The 17,160-nt window shown below is 50.6% G+C and carries 10 protein-coding genes; 4 read left to right on the top strand and 6 right to left on the bottom strand.

Going from position 1 to position 17,160, the window contains the following annotated elements; translation table 11 throughout:
- Positions 1-984, top strand: a complete 984-nt coding sequence (locus tag VN23_RS13865) for a zinc-dependent alcohol dehydrogenase family protein (protein ID WP_052746643.1) — start codon at positions 1-3, stop codon at positions 982-984.
- Positions 985-1,269: 285 nt separating this feature from the next.
- Here VN23_RS13865 and VN23_RS13860 read toward each other — a convergent pair whose 3' ends face one another.
- Positions 1,270-2,586 carry an MFS transporter gene (locus tag VN23_RS13860; RefSeq protein ID WP_046352420.1) on the bottom strand — a complete coding sequence of 439 codons (1,317 nt, stop codon included), beginning with the start codon at positions 2,584-2,586 and terminating at the stop codon, positions 1,270-1,272.
- A 294-nt stretch (positions 2,587-2,880) separates the two neighbouring features.
- On the opposite strand from VN23_RS13860, the gene VN23_RS13855 reads away from it, so the two are divergent.
- Together VN23_RS13855 and VN23_RS13850 are read left to right on the top strand one after the other, a co-directional pair.
- Positions 2,881-3,090 (top strand): YgaP family membrane protein, encoded by a 210-nt coding sequence (locus VN23_RS13855; RefSeq protein WP_046352419.1) that lies wholly within the window; start codon positions 2,881-2,883, stop codon positions 3,088-3,090.
- A 2-nt stretch (positions 3,091-3,092) separates the two neighbouring features.
- Positions 3,093-3,653 carry an RNA polymerase sigma factor gene (locus VN23_RS13850; RefSeq protein ID WP_046352418.1) on the top strand — a complete coding sequence of 187 codons (561 nt, stop codon included), beginning with the start codon at positions 3,093-3,095 and terminating at the stop codon, positions 3,651-3,653.
- A gap of 84 nt (positions 3,654-3,737) precedes the next feature.
- Here VN23_RS13850 and VN23_RS13845 read toward each other — a convergent pair whose 3' ends face one another.
- A complete protein-coding gene (locus tag VN23_RS13845; RefSeq protein ID WP_046352417.1) occupies positions 3,738-4,040 on the bottom strand; it encodes a hypothetical protein in 303 nt (100 codons plus the stop codon).
- Between the two features lie 398 nt (positions 4,041-4,438).
- Between VN23_RS13845 and dcm the strand changes: the two genes are divergently transcribed.
- Complete coding sequence (gene dcm, locus VN23_RS13840) at positions 4,439-5,851, top strand: DNA (cytosine-5-)-methyltransferase (protein WP_046352416.1); 1,413 nt, start codon at positions 4,439-4,441, stop codon at positions 5,849-5,851.
- A gap of 48 nt (positions 5,852-5,899) precedes the next feature.
- Here the strand turns inward: dcm and VN23_RS13835 are convergent, their stop codons facing one another.
- The 4 genes from VN23_RS13835 to VN23_RS13820 all read right to left on the bottom strand — a co-directional run bounded on the left by VN23_RS13835 (position 5,900) and on the right by VN23_RS13820 (position 16,909).
- Positions 5,900-7,366, bottom strand: coding sequence for an MvaI/BcnI family restriction endonuclease (locus VN23_RS13835; RefSeq protein ID WP_046352415.1), 1,467 nt, complete (start codon positions 7,364-7,366; stop codon positions 5,900-5,902).
- Positions 7,367-7,555: 189 nt separating this feature from the next.
- Positions 7,556-9,898, bottom strand: coding sequence for a penicillin-binding protein 1C (gene pbpC / locus VN23_RS13830; protein WP_231743261.1), 2,343 nt, complete (start codon positions 9,896-9,898; stop codon positions 7,556-7,558).
- 286 nt (positions 9,899-10,184) lie between these two features.
- Positions 10,185-10,775 (bottom strand): IMPACT family protein, encoded by a 591-nt coding sequence (locus VN23_RS13825; RefSeq protein WP_046352414.1) that lies wholly within the window; start codon positions 10,773-10,775, stop codon positions 10,185-10,187.
- Between the two features lie 356 nt (positions 10,776-11,131).
- Positions 11,132-16,909: an alpha-2-macroglobulin gene (locus VN23_RS13820; protein WP_046352413.1), complete on the bottom strand. Its 5,778-nt coding sequence runs from the start codon at positions 16,907-16,909 to the stop codon at positions 11,132-11,134.
- Between the last annotated feature and the right edge of the window lie 251 nt (positions 16,910-17,160).

Here is a 17,160-nt window from a genome sequence, read left to right as displayed (position 1 = left end):
GTGATTGATTTGCATAACCGCTGTATTTTATATCGTGAATTTGGCAAACCGCTTGATGTTTTAAATCTTGAAACCGAAGCGATTACACTTCTTCGCGCGGGTGAAATTAGGGCGGAAATGAAATTAGCCCCGATTAACCCTTCTGATTTAATCCCTATTTACGGCCATTACGCACACCGAATTGCTTTGCCACAGATTGTGGGCTACGAAGGTGTGGCCGAGATTTGTGAAGTAGGGCAGGGAGTGAGTGCTTCCTTGCTCGGCCAGCGTATTTTGCCACTTAGGGGCGAGGGGACATGGCAGCAGTTGATTACTCTGCCCGCAGCAAATGCTGTATTTATCCCCGATGAAATCAGCGATATCGCCGCTGCCCAGCTTTATATTAATCCCCTGACTGCATGGCTTATTTGCCATGAAGAATTCAAGTTGAAGGCTGGGGGTATATTGATTGTGAATGCGGCTAATTCAGCTATTGGTAAAATATTTGCGCAATTATGCCAGCAATTAGGCGTAAAAATGATTGCCGTAGTGCGCCGGCCTCAGCCTGCTTTATTAGATCTAGGTGCATGGGCCGTGATTGATTCTGCAAAAGAAAAAGTGCTTGAGCAGGTATTAAAACTAAGCGAGGGGAAAGGCGCTGATTATGCTATTGATTTAATTGGTGGCCTGCAAGGCACCGAATTGGCGAGCTCGCTAGCGGAGCAAGGGCAGTTTTTGGTATTAGGTTTACTCTCCGGCCAAACCGTCGATTGGCCCTATATCCATACGCATTTAAAAATAAAATCCAGCATGTTTCATTTGCGAATGTGGAATACAAAAGTTAGCAAAGATCAATGGCATAGGGTATTGAATCATGTCATTGCATTAGTTAAAAATAAGCAGCTGCTTTTGCAAGAAAAAGGCGATATTTTTGTAATGGACGATTTTCAATTGGCGATTCAAGCCTGCCAACGCGGTGAGCGTAAGGTGTTTTTATCGTCTTAAGTGCTTGTGATCAGTTTGAAAATAAAACATCGTGGTTGAAAAATACAACGATGCATTAAGTGCTTTTATATAAGTGATCCTACCTTTTTAAATTATGCGTTTTTCTTAGGGTGTGAAACGACGAAGTCGTTGCGCACCAAGGGCCGGTGCGCAAGAAAAGCGCTTGCACACCCTAAGAAAATACATGCTTTTGCATTTTAATAATGCTTGATAAGTTATGCCTAACTACCTACAGCCTTATTCTTTTGAAAAAAGCCGTCCCTTGTTGAGTAAGGGACGGCTTTTTTATCGAATACTGTGTTTAAGCTGCTGACCTTGATTTGCGATTAAGTAGCCGCCCAATCCCGTTCCGATGATGCTAAGTAGCAAAAGATAATAGCTGGGGGCCAGCACATCGTATTTAATCCAGAAGGATAAAATAACCGGCGTTAGGCCCCCAGCAAAGGCATAGGCCACATTATAAGAAAAAGATAAACCGCTAAAGCGAATGGCTGCGGGGAAGGCTTTAATCATCAAGAGCGGCACTGCGCCAACAATCCCCACGGTAAATCCCATTAGCGGGTAGAGCAGGGCGAGCTGGCTCGTGTCATGGCTCATGGTGTGATAAAACGCGTAGCTGCTGCTGCCTAGCAAGATGCTGCCGATCAGAATCGTCAGGCCAGTGCCTAGTTTGTCTGCTGCCCAGCCCGCCACCACACAACCCAAACTTAGCGCCACGATGGCATAGCAATTAGCCCTTAAGGCATCAACGGGCAATACCGCGAATTGTTTTTGTAAATAAGCCGGCGTCATCAAAATAGCGACCACAATTGCCACCGCAAGTAAAAAGGTGGCCAGCATAGAAATAGCAATGCTGAGGCGATGATCTCGCAGCACTTGCTTTAGCGGTAGCTCGGTCGCCAGATGTTTTTTGGCTTGCAGCTCTAAAAAAACCGGCGTTTCATGCAGCCATTTGCGTAAATACATGGCTACCAAGCCAAATACACCGCCAATTAAGAAAGGCACACGCCAGGCCCATGCTTCTAGCTCGGCTGGGCTAAACAGGCTATTCATCGTCATGGCGATCAATGCACCTAATAAAATGCCCAGCGTCAGGCCCGAGGTAATTAAGCTGCAAGCTAGGCCTGTATGGCGTTCGGGCGCATGTTCGGCCACAAACACCCAAGCCCCGGGTACTTCGCCACCAATCGCTGCGCCTTGTAAAATACGTAAGGCCAGCAAACAGATGGGGGCCCAGATACCGATTTGCTGATAGGTGGGCAGTAAGCCAATCATCAGCGTGGGCAAGGCCATCATCATAATACTGAGGGTGAACATTTTTTTGCGCCCAAGCAAATCACCAAAATGCGCCATCGCAATGCCACCCAGCGGGCGGGCCAGATAGCCTGCGGCAAAAATACTAAAGGTCTGAACCTGCCTGAGTGCATCGGGCATATCAGGCGGAAAGAAAAGCTTGCCTAAAACAACAGTGAAAAATACAAAAATAATAAAATCGTAAAACTCTAAGGCACCACCAAGTGATGCCAAGCCCAAGGTTTTGTAGTCTCCCCTATTTAAAGGCCGAGCCGCGAAGGTGTTTCCCTGCTGGATTGGATCTCTCATTCATATTCTCTTATGTAGCTGATTTGACAGAAAACTTCGGCTTTTATCGAGATTACTGGAGGCAATAAGTACAAGCAAGGTTTATTGTAAGCGAGCGAGGTGTTTAACCGTAGCTATCGAGGATTAGATTGGGGGAATAAGCTTGCTCACTTGGGCTATCGTTTATTTGCCTGATATCTAGTGTAACGCCAAAGAAAAATCGCCCCGACCCGTAATTTTTTTGATTGATGCTGAATCCATTTTGAATTTTGCCGACTCTAGTAGAGGTCATCCATTTCAAACTAGGAATTCACCATGTTCTTCATCAAACGCAATCTTCCCCTCTGGGAACGCGTTCTTCGTATCGCACTTGGCTTAGTCATCGGCTGGGCTGTTTGGGCGGAGCTGACTGCCGGTATTGTCAGCTGGCTCGCAGGGGCAACAGCCGCCACGATGATACTTACTGCCTTTGTGGGATTTTGCCCGGCCTGCGCGCTCGTTGGCCGCCGCTACTTGGAAAAATAAACATGATCCATGCCAGAGTACAATTGATTGAAGCCGCCCGCTTGGGTGACTCGGAAGCGATTGCAGATTTGCTTACCGCTTGCCAGCCCGACTTAAAACGCTTTGCCCGTCGCACTTGCTCAAGCACCGAGGACGCCGAAGATGCGGTGCAGATTGCGCTTTGGCAGCTTTATCGCCAGATTGGTGCGTTGCGCACCGTGGCCACGTTTGCGAGCTGGTTGTTTCGCATTGTAGAGCGCGAGTGCTATCGCCTGTTTCGCCGCCAAAAATATGCCGAATCGCTGGACGAGCTGGCACCACATGACATGCCTCATTCACCGCTTGTCCCCACCGATCTGAGGATGGATTTAACCCGTGCATTGCAACAGCTCACCCCAATTTATCGCGAGGTTTTGCTGCTGCGCGATGTACACGAGCTGACCGCACCCGAGGTAGCCGCCGAACTGGGCCTGAGCCTGGAAGCAGTCAAAAGCCGCTTGCACCGTGCCAGAGCTCAGGTGCGGGAGCAACTTCTGGCTAGTGGTTATTGGTTGAAAGATGATGCGGTATTAGTTGGGGAATGAATGGTGTTTTTAGGCAAAGCACGGGTATAAATCCGTGCTTTGTTTTTTTTATCCATACTTAAGGTAACAACGCCACCTCCACAATTATTGGAGCATATTAATTGTCGAATTCAATAATTCAGGGGGTCTCAGAGGGAATCGTGGGGCGTTGAAAGCGAGGAAGACTTTTCCGTGAGGATTACGTATCTCTTTTTTTAAAACGGCGATGGCTTTGCGAGCTTCGTCTAATGCGTCTTGAACACTGTTAGCCAAGCCACAATCAAACTCGCCTTCATCTTTGCGTATCGACCATGCGAAACCACCTCGGTATTTATCTTCATTTGCATCAATTTCTATTTCATACCCTAGATGGGTTTCTTCATAGGGCCATGTTGTTACGTTACTCATTTTGTCACCATTTTGTTATCAGTTACATATCAGTTACATATTTGGATAAAAGGGGCTGCTTCATACACAGGGATAAAGATTGTTGTAATGATTTACTCTTCTTTGCAATCCTTTAATTTTTCCCTAAGCCATGCCGAACCACCTAGTTTCTTAAAACGCACCGCCTCTTCGGGTGTAACTCGTACGGAGACTACAGCCGTTAATGGGCTTGTACTTAATGGTTTTCTACCGGCCCCGAGTCGCAACCCTCCTCTTTTTTTTACCATTGTCATGTTCACACCATCACTTGTAATCTGTTTTTAATGATTATGTATAAACAAAATCAAAATATCAAATTTACATGACAAAGGGACATTTGAGTGATATTTTGTCACACGTTTGACCCAGTTGGAATTGAAATGAAAACGCAACAAGAAGACCTTGCCTTGCTGAAGGCGGTCTTGGAAATATACGACCAGAAATACATTGCTAGCTATCTTAACCAAATTGCACCGGGCAACGACCGTTGCCGTGAAACGATCAATCGCTGGATGAATGGTAAGGCTGTACCGCGATTAATTCATCATGAATATGAAGCTTTACAGGCATTGTTGCCTAAGCGTCCAGCGCATTATCAACGAGCTGATTTTGATTTTATTGATTTATTTGCTGGGATCGGCGGCATTCGCCGTGGTTTTGAAGAGGCTGGTGGGCGCTGCGTATTGACCAGTGAATGGAATGAGTATTCTGTTAAAACATATAAAGCGAATCACTATGCAGATCCAATTCATCGTTTTAACGATGATATTCGTAGAATCACGTTGAGTGATAAAGCGGATGCCACTGATGATGAAGTGATTCAAAATATTAATCGGATGGTTCCAGATCATGATGTATTGCTGGCTGGTTTTCCATGCCAGCCATTTTCGATAGCAGGCGTTTCTAAAAAGAATTCTCTTGGTCGAGCCCATGGTTTTGAGTGCAAAACGCAAGGCACTTTATTCTTTGATGTGGCTAAAATTTTAGAAGTTAAACGGCCTGTGGCTTTCTTGCTGGAAAATGTCAAAAATCTAAAAAGTCATGATAAAGGCAAGACGTTTAAAGTCATCATGGAAGCATTGGATGAGCTGGGCTATTGGGTGGCTGATGCTGAATATGAAGGGGTATCAGACCCTAAAGTAATTGATGGCCAGCACTTTGTCCCTCAGCACCGAGAAAGGATTGCACTAGTTGGTTTTCGTAAGGATTTGAATAGTCATAATGGCTTCACCTTGCGTGATATTCGCCAGTATTTTCCAAAAAAGAAACTTGTATTGGGGGATATTCTGGAAGCAAAGGTGGATAACAAATATATCCTGACCGAGAAACTTTGGGAGTATCTGTTTAATTATTCAATTAAGCATAAAGCAAAGGGTAATGGTTTTGGTTATGGCTTAGTGGGCGAACAAGATATCACGCGGACACTTTCTGCCCGTTATTACAAAGACGGTTCGGAAATTCTAATTGATCGAGGTTTTGATGTTCACAAAGACTTCCACGATCCACTTAATGTGAAATATCGGCCACGTCGCTTGACGCCTCGCGAGTGTGCTCGATTAATGGGATATGACAGTCCTAGTAGTGATGACTTCCAAATTCCTGTTTCCGACACTCAAGCCTATAAACAGTTTGGTAACTCGGTAGTGGTGCCGGTATTCGCTGCTGTGGCTCAGCTGATGAAGCCGCGGATTATTGCAGCAATTGCAGCTAAGCATGAGCAACTTAGGCTAAATATTGATGGGGTAAGGGATGAAACCCCTTCAAGTGTGGATCATTTTGTTCTGACACCATAATGATCATTGGGCTGCATGCTGTCATTTCATTCTGGTGGCATGCAGTATTTAAACTATTGAGAGATCACGTGTTTCGACGTGCTTGTATAAAGTGTAGATGGCTTTAGTAATGTCGTTCACTCTCCACTGGGCTCGGCGTTTGTTTTTTGATGGATCTGACGGAACATATTTAGGAGCAGGATCTAGAAAGATAACGCCACTGTCGATTGCGTTCAGTAAATGTTCTGCAGAAGTTTCACGACACCAGAGCACAACTGGAGCAAAGGTCACTTGATAGGCAAATCTTGCACTGACTTCATCCGGATTTGGGTTGTCTATTTTTTTCGCCGAAAGATAGACCACTTCATTGTGTTTAACACCCCAGTTATTCATTAGGCGTTCTAAGCTCCAGCCTGCAGCAATAAAACCCTCGTCATCGATGAGTACTACTTCAACAGCATCCATTTTAGAGGTGAGTGATGTTGCTGGGTTGTAGGAGAAAAATTGTTTTTCTCCCGTTGCATCACGTACCCAGTCTGGTTTTGATATATCAGAACCGTCCTTTTTTTCTATTCGGTATTCACGCACCTTTAGTGTCAAGCCAGAGCTGCTGCATCGCTCATTTGAACGGTGTAAGCCAGTCAGTCGATATTCACCAGAAGTGCCTTTGTCATTACCATATCGTTTCATAAAGTCATTAAAACTTTCAGCATAGAGTCCAAAATCGGGTTCTGGAGTAAAGAGGGTTACTTTAACCTTGGTGTGAGTTTTCAGCTCAATACCATAAAGATCACCCTCTCTATCCGAATTGGGCGCGATATCCAGTGCATGTTCGAGCGTATAGCCACAAACTTGGGTGCCAATAAACGGAAGCGTTTGTCCGAAGGAGTCCAAGCGGCAACCTTTCATGGGACGGGATACTATTTTGCTCAGTTGCTGAAATAAGCTGGCGCTAAAGTCAAAATCAATTTGTAGTAATTTGCAAGCCTTGGATCCATCCAGTCCTGGTAATGCAGCAATTTCTTCGATGAGTGCATCTGATAAATCAATAAACATCAGTGCTACACAGGCTCCACCGGGCAGGCAGCCAAGAACCAATAGGCGTTTCTTCTTAGGGTTTTCTTTCGTATAAGCAATAGATAAGGACTGCGGTATTGTATTTTCAATAGTTTGAAAGCCGGATAGGCGGGCTTCAGGGTATTGAGGATAAATAATGGCTTTAACATTTTTAGCTTTAATTAAACTTCCATCACTTTTGACCCATGAAAAGTCATTAAACACCGCTTCAGGAATATTCGTTCCCGGTTTGGAACTATTTTTTGTAAGACTGGTACTTGACCCGCGTTCCGCTAAGGTCAGGCCAAAATTGTTGTAGAGCGAACTAAAACTACGTGCCCAGTAGAGTTGATTTTTATCATTGGCATTTTTAGGGAGTATTTTTAAAAATGCTTTATTAGCCTTTAGCTCGCTTAGCTGCTTAATAATAGTGGCGAGGTCATTCGCGGTATGTTCAAAACCAGATGGGGATTGGGTCATTTTTCATTCATCTTGTTATTGTTTTAATGGTGCTAATTGTAATTTAAAAGACCATTAATCGTAAGTTTTGTTTGTGTTTATTCCTGTTTTTACTGACAAATATAAATAATTAGGCTTGAAAAAGCTGATTGGTATAAATGGAGTGTTATGAGAATTGGTCCTACGACGGCGTGGTTTAATGAATACTAATTACGGCAACAACTCCACCTTCACCTGCCTGCTGTCGCTCCTGCCCTGATCGTCCACCACGCTGAGCTGATGCCAGCCACCCGCTTGTGGCCGCCATGCTAGGCCGCTGGCTTTGGCGCTGCCCAGATAAATCTGATTATCAAACCAGTAAAGCTGCTCGCTACTGGCTGCGGCTTGCAGGGCGATGGTTTCGTCGGGTTTGGACAGGCGCAGGGTGTAGCTGAGGCCTGCCAGTGGCGAGCTGATTTTGGGTGCGTCCCCAAGGCTGGCCATGCCGCTGCAATCAATATGCGGTGGTTTGCGGCGGGGGACGCCTGCTTCTTTAAACAGCCTTGCCATATCGCTGCTCCAGAATTCAAATACTTCTGTTTTTGTATGGGCATCGTAAGGCGGGCAGACGGCGAGGCCGCTGCGGGTGTCGATGTGTACCGGTTGATGCAGGCTGCTGACGCGGATGGGGGATTTGCCGGGGATAAACCATGTGCTGCTTTGCTGCGGGCAAAAAGCATTGGGTAAATCGCCGCTGGCGGTGCAGATATTGATGCGTTTTAAGCCCATAGGCGGGTTGCGTGGCAGCGGCTTATCGGCGGGTTTGGCTAAGGCCAGCGCGTCGCTGATGCGAAAGAACAGCGGGGCTGCGGCTTCCAGCCCGATAAGCGCTGGATTGCCTTGCCCATCAAAATTGCCCAGCCAAACCACCAGCACATAGGGGCCAACTACGCCTGCTGTCCAGGCATCGCGAAAGCCCCAAGAGGTGCCGGTTTTAAACGCCACAGGCCAGGCATTGCTGCCGCCGTCTGGCCGCGGATTTTTGCTCAGCATATCCAGCGCCAGCCAGCTGGCTTCTGGGCTAAGCAAGACTTCGCCATCTGCTCGCGGGCTTTTGCTTAGTTTACTTAGCGCCCTCCCACTAGCTTCTGGGCTAAATAAAACTTCACCGCGTGGCTTGGGGTTTTCTTTCAGATAGCGCAGCGGTTTTAAGCGGCCCTCATTCATCAGCATGGTGTAAAGCCCGGCCAGCTCGACCATGCTGACTTCTCCGCCGCCCAGCACCAGCGCCAGCCCGTAGTGATTTTCTGATTTCAGCTTACTAATGCCTGCCAGCTGCAAAAAATCGTAAAAGCTGGGGTTTTTAAGCTGGCTGGCCAGCCACACGGCGGGGATATTGCGGCTTTTGATTAGCGCTTCGGTAGCGCTGAGCGGGCCGACAAAGCGGCCGTCGAAGTTTTCTGGCTGATAGGGGCCAAAGGCGCTGGGCGTGTCGCGCAAAATACTTTGCGGGTGAATCACGCCCTGATCCAGCCCCAGCGCGTAAATAAACGGTTTTAAAGTGGAGCCTGGTGAGCGTTTTGCCTCGGTGCCATTCACCTGCCCGGCAATGCTGGCGTTGAAATAATCCGCTGAGCCAACCAAGGCGCGTACCGATTGATCCCGCGTATCGACCAGCATGGCGCTGGCGTTCACAATGCCGCGCGTACTGCTTTGCGCCAGATATTGGCGGATTTGTTTTTCCATTAGGGTTTGTAATTGCAGATCAAGCGTGGTGTTCAGCGTGCTTTGCTGTGGCGTATCGGCCAGCCTTTGTTCTACCCAGTGCGGCGCACGAAACGGCAGTTGTTCAAGGCGCTTTACCGGCAGCGGCAGGGTCATCAGGCGGATTTGCTCTGGACTCACGGTGTAGCGCTGTTGCCAGCGTTGCCACAATCGCTGGCGGGCATCGGTAAGCGATGCGCCGCTGCCCAAACGCTGATTTGGCTGCTGCGGAATCACCGCCAGCGTTAGGCTTTCTGGCAGAGTGAGCGCTTTGGCGGGCTTGCCAAAATAGGAAAGGCTGGCCGCCGCCGCGCCTTCAATATTTCTGCCGTAGGGGGCGAGGTTTAAATAGGCCTCTAAAATATCGTGCTTGCTATAACGCGCTTCTAGCCACAGCGCCAAGCCAATTTGCCTGAGCTTGCCGCTGGGGCTTTTTGTATTGAGCCGATATTTAAGCCGCGCCAATTGCATGGTCAGCGTAGAAGCCCCTTGCTTGGCCCCGCCGCCATAGGTGGCCGTGATGGCGCGAAGCAGCGAGATGGGGTTGATGCCGGGGTGGTAGTAAAACCAGCGGTCTTCCTGCAATTTAAGCGCGTCTATCAGCGTGGGGGAGAACTCCTCCAGCGGCAGCCACAGCCGGTAGCGCTGATCGGGGGCAAGGGTTAGCCGCAGCAACTTACCATCTTGAGCCAGCACGGCAGTCGATCCCGCAACGGCCAGCGATTCATGCGGCCACAGGCGAATCAACACCAGCGGGCTAAGGATCAGCAGGGTAAGGATGAAGCGTTTGAAGAGCCGATGTTTCAACAAGCGGTGTTTCCTGCTTTAAAGACCTAGCCGATTAGCGAGATTATCTAGCTAGCTTTGCTAGAGAGCTAAACCTTGAACCACAGAGTAAAAGGAGGACACAGAGTGCCACAGAGAAAACTTAAGCTCTCCCTTGTTTTTCTCTGTGGGACTCTGTGCTCTCTGTGTTCTCTGTGGTTTAAGATTTTGCAACTTGTGAAGTTGAAGCAACTTTTTCATCAGAAAGCTTAAGGTTTGCGTTCTACCTGCCCTCTGTGTCTACAGAACTTTTCCGCAGTGGATTTGCAAATCAACCACTCGTAACTCGAACCTGCCCAGCGCATAGATTGTTGATTTCTTCCAGCAGTGCTGTGGTTTTGTCCTGGGCGAGTTGCAGTTGTAAATAGGCTTCGATATTGCTGTAGTGCACGCCTAAGACGAGGCCTTCGTTTTGGGCGACAAAGCGGCGGATGCGGCCTTCGTCGGCGAAGGGTAGGGCGATTTCGATATTGTTTTGGGCGACGCTGATGATGTATTCAGCATCCAGCAGGGCGGTGGCGATGGCGTCGGTGTAGGCGCGGGTTAAGCCGCCAGCGCCCAGCTTTATACCGCCAAAATAGCGCACCACCACGCCTAATACGCCTTCTAAATGTTTGTGCTGCAAGACATTCATAATCGGCTTGGCCGCTGTGCCGGATGGCTCACCATCATCATTCATTCCTGATTCACCGCCGGCGAGCAGCGCCCAGCAAACATGCCGCGCCTCGGGGTGTTGCTTCCAATATCCATCGACCAAGGCCAATGCCTCAGCGCGGCCACTCACGGGGTGAATATGGGCAATAAAACGGCTTTTTTTAATGATGATTTCTGCGGAAACGGCAGTGGCAAGGGATGTAGTCATGGGGTGATTTTAACAGGGGCAGGAGGGGAAGCACGGTGCTAAATCTTGAACCACAAAGAACACAGAGGGCCACAGAGTTGCACAGAGAAAGCCGTCATCCTTGCGTACCCAACGGGATGGTTGATATGTAAGCCCGTGGCTTTCCCCGTGTTTCAATATTCAGGGTTATTTGAGTTAGAAAGCGGCGGGTTACACCCGCCCTACCTTTATTTGAAACTGCCTGGGTGCACAAACCTTGAACCAGAACACAGAGAAAAATCCAAGTCATTATCGATTTTCTCTGTGAAACTCTGTGTCCTCCGTGTTCTCTGTGGTTCAAGATTTGGGTTTTTTTACTCCCCAGAAAAGCCGTCATATCAAGGCTTCACAATCTCCAGTTTCCCTGCTACGCCACGGCCTTGTTGTTTGCTGTACATGCCTTCCGCGTAAGGTGCAGGGCTGGTAAATACACCGGCGTGGGTGGCGCGCAGGCGGTAGACGAAGGTGGCGGCGTCTTTGCTGATGCTGCCGTAGAGCACGATTCTGTCATCCCGCATATCGAGGTAATCCGGCCGCCAGTTGGATTGTTTTTCACCCAGCGGCGCTTGCCATGCCGGGCGTTGTGGCGCTTCTCCTTCACCTTCGCCTTCTCCCTCGATCACTTCTGGCGTTTCTTCTTTAGGCGATGGCACGATTTCTACGCCGCCGGGAAGCAGCTCGACAATCGCCATTTGTGAGGCGGCCTGATCTGCGCGCAGGCGCAGGCGGACTAAAAACTCTTCGCCTATCTTCACCTTGCTGATCACTTTACCAGCCAGATCAGTGTATTCACGGATCACTTCCACGCCCTGTTTAATGGCGGCGCTAGGCGGGGTTTTATCAAAGCCCGATTCGCTGAGTAGATAAAAGCCGGGCAGTGCGCCTTCTTTACCGAAGCGAGCGCGGTGGGCGCTAGGGGATAGTGCGGCGCTGTTTTCCAGCCTACTGACCTTGCCGCTTTTATCCACTTCGGCCAGCGTAAATGTACCCGCATTGCCTCCATAGGCTTCCAGACCCAGCATCAGATAGGCCGCCGATAAGGAATGGTAGTTTTGGCTGCTGATGGCCTTGCCCAATTCGCTCAACTCGTTGGCGGGCACGCTGCCCAGCTGCTCTTTAAAGTGGCGAGCCAGCAAATACAGGCGCTGGGCGTCGTGTACGGTAGGGTCGTAATAGGTTTCGGCCTGATTATTCTTGCCGATCAAGCGCCATGGCACGGCTTTAAATAATTTATTCGCCAAGGCATCCTGTTTAAGCAGCTTATAGCTGGCGGCTAAATAGGCGGCAGTCAGGTCTTGCTGCCAGGTCTTGGCGTGATGCGCATCCAGCTCCTGTTGCAAGGAGGCGATCATGCCGCTGGTCATTGTGCCTTGGCGGCTTAAGAGGTAAATCGCGTAAGCACGCTCTCTGGCCTCGGCCAGATTTTGGCTGCTGCCTGTGGCCAGTTGCTCCAGCCAGGCATTGCTTCTGGCCAGCATATCGCGGCTAACCGGCAGGCCGCGCTCTGAGGCTTCCAGCAGATAATGTACGGCGTAGACCGATGCAAAGCGCGAGACATCAGGATTGCTGGCCCATAGGCCAAAGCTGCCGTCGTCATTTTGCCGCTCGGCAAGGATCTGGATCAGCTTGCTGAACGCAGCCTGCGTTTTGGCTCTGTCCAGATTAGGCAGCAGTAGGGCGGGGAAGCCCTTGCTAATCACCTGCTCGGTGCAGCTATAGCCGTAGCCATCCAGATAGCTGGCCAAACCCTGAGCCCAAACCAGCGGCGAGCCTGCCACGCCAGCGATCACCTTGCGGTGCTCGTTAAATAGCACACGGCTCAGTGCGACTTCCTCGCTGCTCTTATCAAATCGCCCGACAGTTAGCTTGGTGGAATAAGGCACGGCAGGGCGGATGCTGACGGCGTCTCGGGCAATGCCTTGCTTACCACCGCTGCTGGCCGTAAAGCGCAGCGAGCCAGAGCCGAGCACTGCGTTGGCTTTAAGGCGGAACTCTGCATTGGCCTCGCGCTGTCCGTCTATGCTCAGGTTTTGCAGCGCTGGCGAGATCAGCGTAAAGGCGGCATCGGCGTCCAGCTTCAGTTGCACCGAGGCCTTGCCCAGTGCGCGCAGATTATTAAACACACCCACGCTGACGGTGAATTCGTCGCCGGGCGCCAGTGCATAAGGCACGTTCGGGCTAAGAATTAAATCGCCACGCACCTGCGTGCCGCCTTCAAAGACGCCGATTTTATCCGCCGTTACCGCCACGGCCATCAGCCGCAATTTGCCGTTAAAAGTATCCGGCACGGTATAGCTCAGCGTTTTGCCCTGCGGCCCCACGTCGATCAGCCCCGACCACCACGCCACCGCGCTCTGGCGTTTACGTTTAAATGGATTAAGGTGTTTGCCCAGCGCCCCAGCAGCGTCCCCTCCCGGCGCTGCACCCTGCATCAGGCGTGAAAACTCCGGCAGGATCAGGTCTAGAATCTGGCTGGTGCGTACATCTAAGGCGCGTTTCTGGAAGAAAAAATCCAGTGGTTGCGGCGTTTTATAACGCGCCACTTGCAAGATGCCTTCGTCCACCGCAAACACCACCACGCGGGCTTCCTGATTGCTGCTTACTTTAAGCTCCAGCTTTTGCCCCGGTTTTACTTCCCTGGCGTTGGCGATTTTTACATCCAGCCGCCTTGCGTCTAAATTCACCGCAAACGGCACTACGCCGTAGGAAAGCGGGCTCATATAGACTTCATCGCTGCTTGGGCTGCGGATAAATTGCACCGAGATATAACCATTGCCTTCAAAATCTTTAGGCAGGGTAATTTTTTGTACCGAACTGGTGGTATCGCTCTTAAACCAAACGTGGCTATAGACCTTATCTCGCTCGATGGTGATCAGCCCCGCGCCGGTATAGGGCGCGCGGATATTGATCTCGATCTCGTCGCCGGGCTTGTAGTCTTTCTTGTTGAGGGTGAGCTGCAGCTCGGCATTGCGCTCTAAGGAGCGGGCAATATTGGCTGCACCCACCACGGTGTATTCGATACGGTTTAGCTCCGCGCCATCCGGCCCCCTCACTACCAGCGCAAAATCACCCGGCTCGGCGGTTGGCAGCGTTAGATTGCTGCCGCTGGCAGGCAGGCTGAGTGGCTTGCTATCGCGATTAATTTCTTTTTTGCGCGATTGATATTTGTAAGTTTCATCGGGTTGTTTCACTAGCACCGACACATATTTTCGCTCTACCCAGCTAAGGGTGAGCTGCTCTGCGGCTATGGGTTTAAGGTTGGGCGCAATCGCCAGCCAGTGCGCGGCACGCTTGGCATTGCGCTGGATATAGCCCAGCTCGCCATCGCTTTTTACTCCGACTAAATAGGGGGCGGATGAAACCAGCACGGCACTTTCCGCCGCCACACCGCGGCCAGAGCCGGATTCAAAAGCGCGGGCAGTTAAATGCAGCTGATAGGTAGAGCGGGCAAAGCGCGCAAGATTCAGCGTCAGCTCGGCGTCCCCCTGATCATTGCTGGTAGCCGATGGTAGCGCGTCTCTAAATGGCTCTTTTAGCTGGCCCGCTTCGCTAAAGCGATATTGGGCATAGGCTGCAAAGGCGGGCACGCTGGGCGTTAAGATCATTTCGCCTTCTACACGCCGCCCACCGGCCGGGCTGCCAAACAGATGCATGACTTTTACATTGGCCTTGATGTCTTCGGGTTTAATCCAGCCTTCCACCGGCGCATTGCTCAGCGTGGCGTTTACCTTCATGCGGTCGGGTTCAAACTCTTTGATTTTGATGCTGCCGCTGCCTATTTGTTCACCGCGCTCTTTGCCTTTGACCAGATAAACGCCGATTTGGTAATCGCCGCTGGGCGAGGTTTCGCTGCTGGCAAAATCAACGCTATCAAAACCGCTGGCGGATAGCTTGATTTTGTCCTTTTTAACCGTCTGCCCGCGTGGGTCGGTGATTTCTATTTCCAGCGGCAAGCCTACTAAAGAGCCTGCCCAGTTAGCGGTGCGGGTAATACTGTGGATATGGGCTGTTTCGCCGGGGCGGTACATGCCTCGGTCTGAAAACACAAAGCTGCTGAGCTGCTGAGCCGATACGGCATTGGCTACGCCGCCAATATCAAAGCGCGACAGATTCAGCTGCCTGTCGTAGCGGTTTATCGGCAGAAACGACACATCCTCCCCAAGTTTCACCAGATACATCAGCGGCGCTTTTTCACGGGCTAAATCTTTAAGCGCAGGGAAATGGGCGCGGCCTAGTGCATCGGTCTGGCTGCTGGCAACGGTTTGCCCGTTGCGGCCGATGACTTCTACCGTGGCCGCAGCAACGGCTTCGCCACTGGAGATCGATTGCACAAAAACATCGTTGCTATTGTCCACCGCTGTTTTGGCCAGTACGCCTAAATCAGACACCAGAATAAAGCGGCTATCGCTAGGCTCATCTTGGCGGTTTTTAGGCGCTTTAGGATCAAAAGGCGTGAGTTTCAGCATAAATACGCCACGACGGTTCCCGGTTTTATCTGCCAAATAGCGGGTCAGATCGATACTGTCGTAATAAGGCTTGCCGGGGTCGGTGGCTGGCAGGGTGCGCTCTTCGGTAAAGCGCTCTACCAGGGTGTCTAAATACTGATCAGCAATTTCAGGCTTGGCAAAGTTGCCATTATTCTGGTCGACTAAATGATGCAGCTGATTAGGCAGCAAGCGGCCCACTTCGATGCGAACGCCGCTGAGGCCACGCGCTACAAAAGCCACTTTTTTATCCGACGCCATAGAAAGCAGCGCGCCATTAGATAATAGCTTGATGGCCTTGGGATAAGGCGCAACCTGAAACACCTGCGTCATCACCTTGCCAGATTGATAGCCACCAAAGGCCTGCACACCGGCATCCACTTGTAAAAACACCGAGCGGCCAACGGGGGCAGAGAATTTCCAGCTATGTTGCGTGCCGTATTCTTCCTCTCCCGGCAGCGCTTTCAGCGGCAGGGCGTTGGTGAGTACGGCCTGCCCAACTTGGCTGGCCCCCCATTGATATACGCCGCGCTGATCTTCCTTGGGTGTATTGGGCGGATATTCCGGCAGCAGCCATGCGCGTACTTTGCCTTTGAGCGCCGCTTCGGACACCGGCACATTGCTGCTGAGCATCACTACTTGCTCCGGCTCGTAGCGCTCATTATCGGCCAGCAGCATTTGCACATTATCAAAGCGCAGGCTGTAGAGGCCGGGCACGCTGATCTTGCTGTCTAAATCTGTATCCAATGCATTGCCGCCCTGCGCGGCTTGAGCGCCTTTTGCTAAGGTCAGCAGAATATCGCTGTCTTCTTTTGGGACGGTCAGCGGGGCGGAGTGGATAAAGGCGTTGAGCTTGGCTTTATCAAAGCTAATCGAATAAGGAGGGACTTTATCGCTTTGATAGCCCAGCCCGCCGCCTAGTTTCAGGCTGATATTTTTCTGAATGCTGGCAGGGTCAACCGGATGGCTAAAGTGTAAGGTGGCGACCAGTTTTTTAAGATTAGCGTCGCGTGGGTCTTGGTAAAAACGCGACTCAGCCACATTGGCGGCAAAGGGCGCGGTCTTAAAAGTAAAGCTGTATTCCTCCAGCTTTACGCTTTCGGCAAAGAGTTGTTTCTTGGCGAGCGACACTTCAAACTCGGCATCAATCGGCCAGTCGGCTTTAGGGCGGAAAACCAGCTTTCGATCGCCTTCCCAACCCCAGCTTCCTGCTAAGGCGGGGGAGAGCTGCACGCCATCGCCTGCAGGCTGATCAATTTGCTTGAGTGGTGCTGCAGATTCGTTAAATTCCACCACCAGCGGCAAAGGCTGCGGCCGGTCTTTTTCATCATAAGGCGTGAGCGCAGGTGCGGTGACCACATAGCTTACCCGCTGTGGCTTAGGCTGAGCCTGATACCAGCGCCAGCCCATCGTTCCGCCTGTTGCTACTAGAGCAAAAGCCAGCAGAGCAATCCCCGCCTGCTTGGGCTTGGCCCGCATCCAGCGAACGCCAGCCTCTAGCCACAATGCTAACTTCTTCAGCCAAGTCGGCGCTTGCCAGTTCACCTCGCCAAACAGCAGCGTTAAAACCCAGGAAACCCCGCGAGACAAAAGCTGGAAAGCGGGTAAGCAAATCTGTATGGCTTTGTTCATCGTGGGGCTCGGGCAGTGTGTCATGGCTAGGGCGGGTGCAACCCGCGAGCGATGCTGAAAAATATGCGGGTTTCACCCGCCCTACAAAACTTAAGCTGAGCTTGATTTGCCAGCTCTTGAAATTGTAAGAGCTAATCTATTGCCTTGCTTGGGAATGCGGTTTTTCAGGCTAAGAGTGTGCAAATTCGCTATTAAGTAGTTCGGCATAAGTTATAAAACATTTTTAAATACAATGATTTTAGTAGGGTGTG

The sequence above is a fragment of the Janthinobacterium sp. B9-8 genome, from assembly GCF_000969645.2.
Taxonomy (GTDB): domain Bacteria; phylum Pseudomonadota; class Gammaproteobacteria; order Burkholderiales; family Chitinibacteraceae; genus Iodobacter.
This window is presented reverse-complemented; position numbering and strand designations above follow the sequence as displayed.

What these genes read in the sequence shown, in the direction of transcription:
- VN23_RS13860 (WP_046352420.1), bottom strand. Translation starts at nt 2,586, where the DNA reads ATGAGAGATCCAATCCAGCAGGGAAACACCTTCGCGGCTCGGCCTTTA.
- VN23_RS13855 (WP_046352419.1), top strand. Translation starts at nt 2,881, where the DNA reads ATGTTCTTCATCAAACGCAATCTTCCCCTCTGGGAACGCGTTCTTCGT.
- VN23_RS13850 (WP_046352418.1), top strand. Translation starts at nt 3,093, where the DNA reads ATGATCCATGCCAGAGTACAATTGATTGAAGCCGCCCGCTTGGGTGAC.
- VN23_RS13845 (WP_046352417.1), bottom strand. Translation starts at nt 4,040, where the DNA reads ATGAGTAACGTAACAACATGGCCCTATGAAGAAACCCATCTAGGGTAT.
- dcm (WP_046352416.1), top strand. Translation starts at nt 4,439, where the DNA reads ATGAAAACGCAACAAGAAGACCTTGCCTTGCTGAAGGCGGTCTTGGAA.
- VN23_RS13835 (WP_046352415.1), bottom strand. Translation starts at nt 7,366, where the DNA reads ATGACCCAATCCCCATCTGGTTTTGAACATACCGCGAATGACCTCGCC.
- VN23_RS13825 (WP_046352414.1), bottom strand. Translation starts at nt 10,775, where the DNA reads ATGACTACATCCCTTGCCACTGCCGTTTCCGCAGAAATCATCATTAAA.
- VN23_RS13820 (WP_046352413.1), bottom strand. Translation starts at nt 16,909, where the DNA reads ATGAACAAAGCCATACAGATTTGCTTACCCGCTTTCCAGCTTTTGTCT.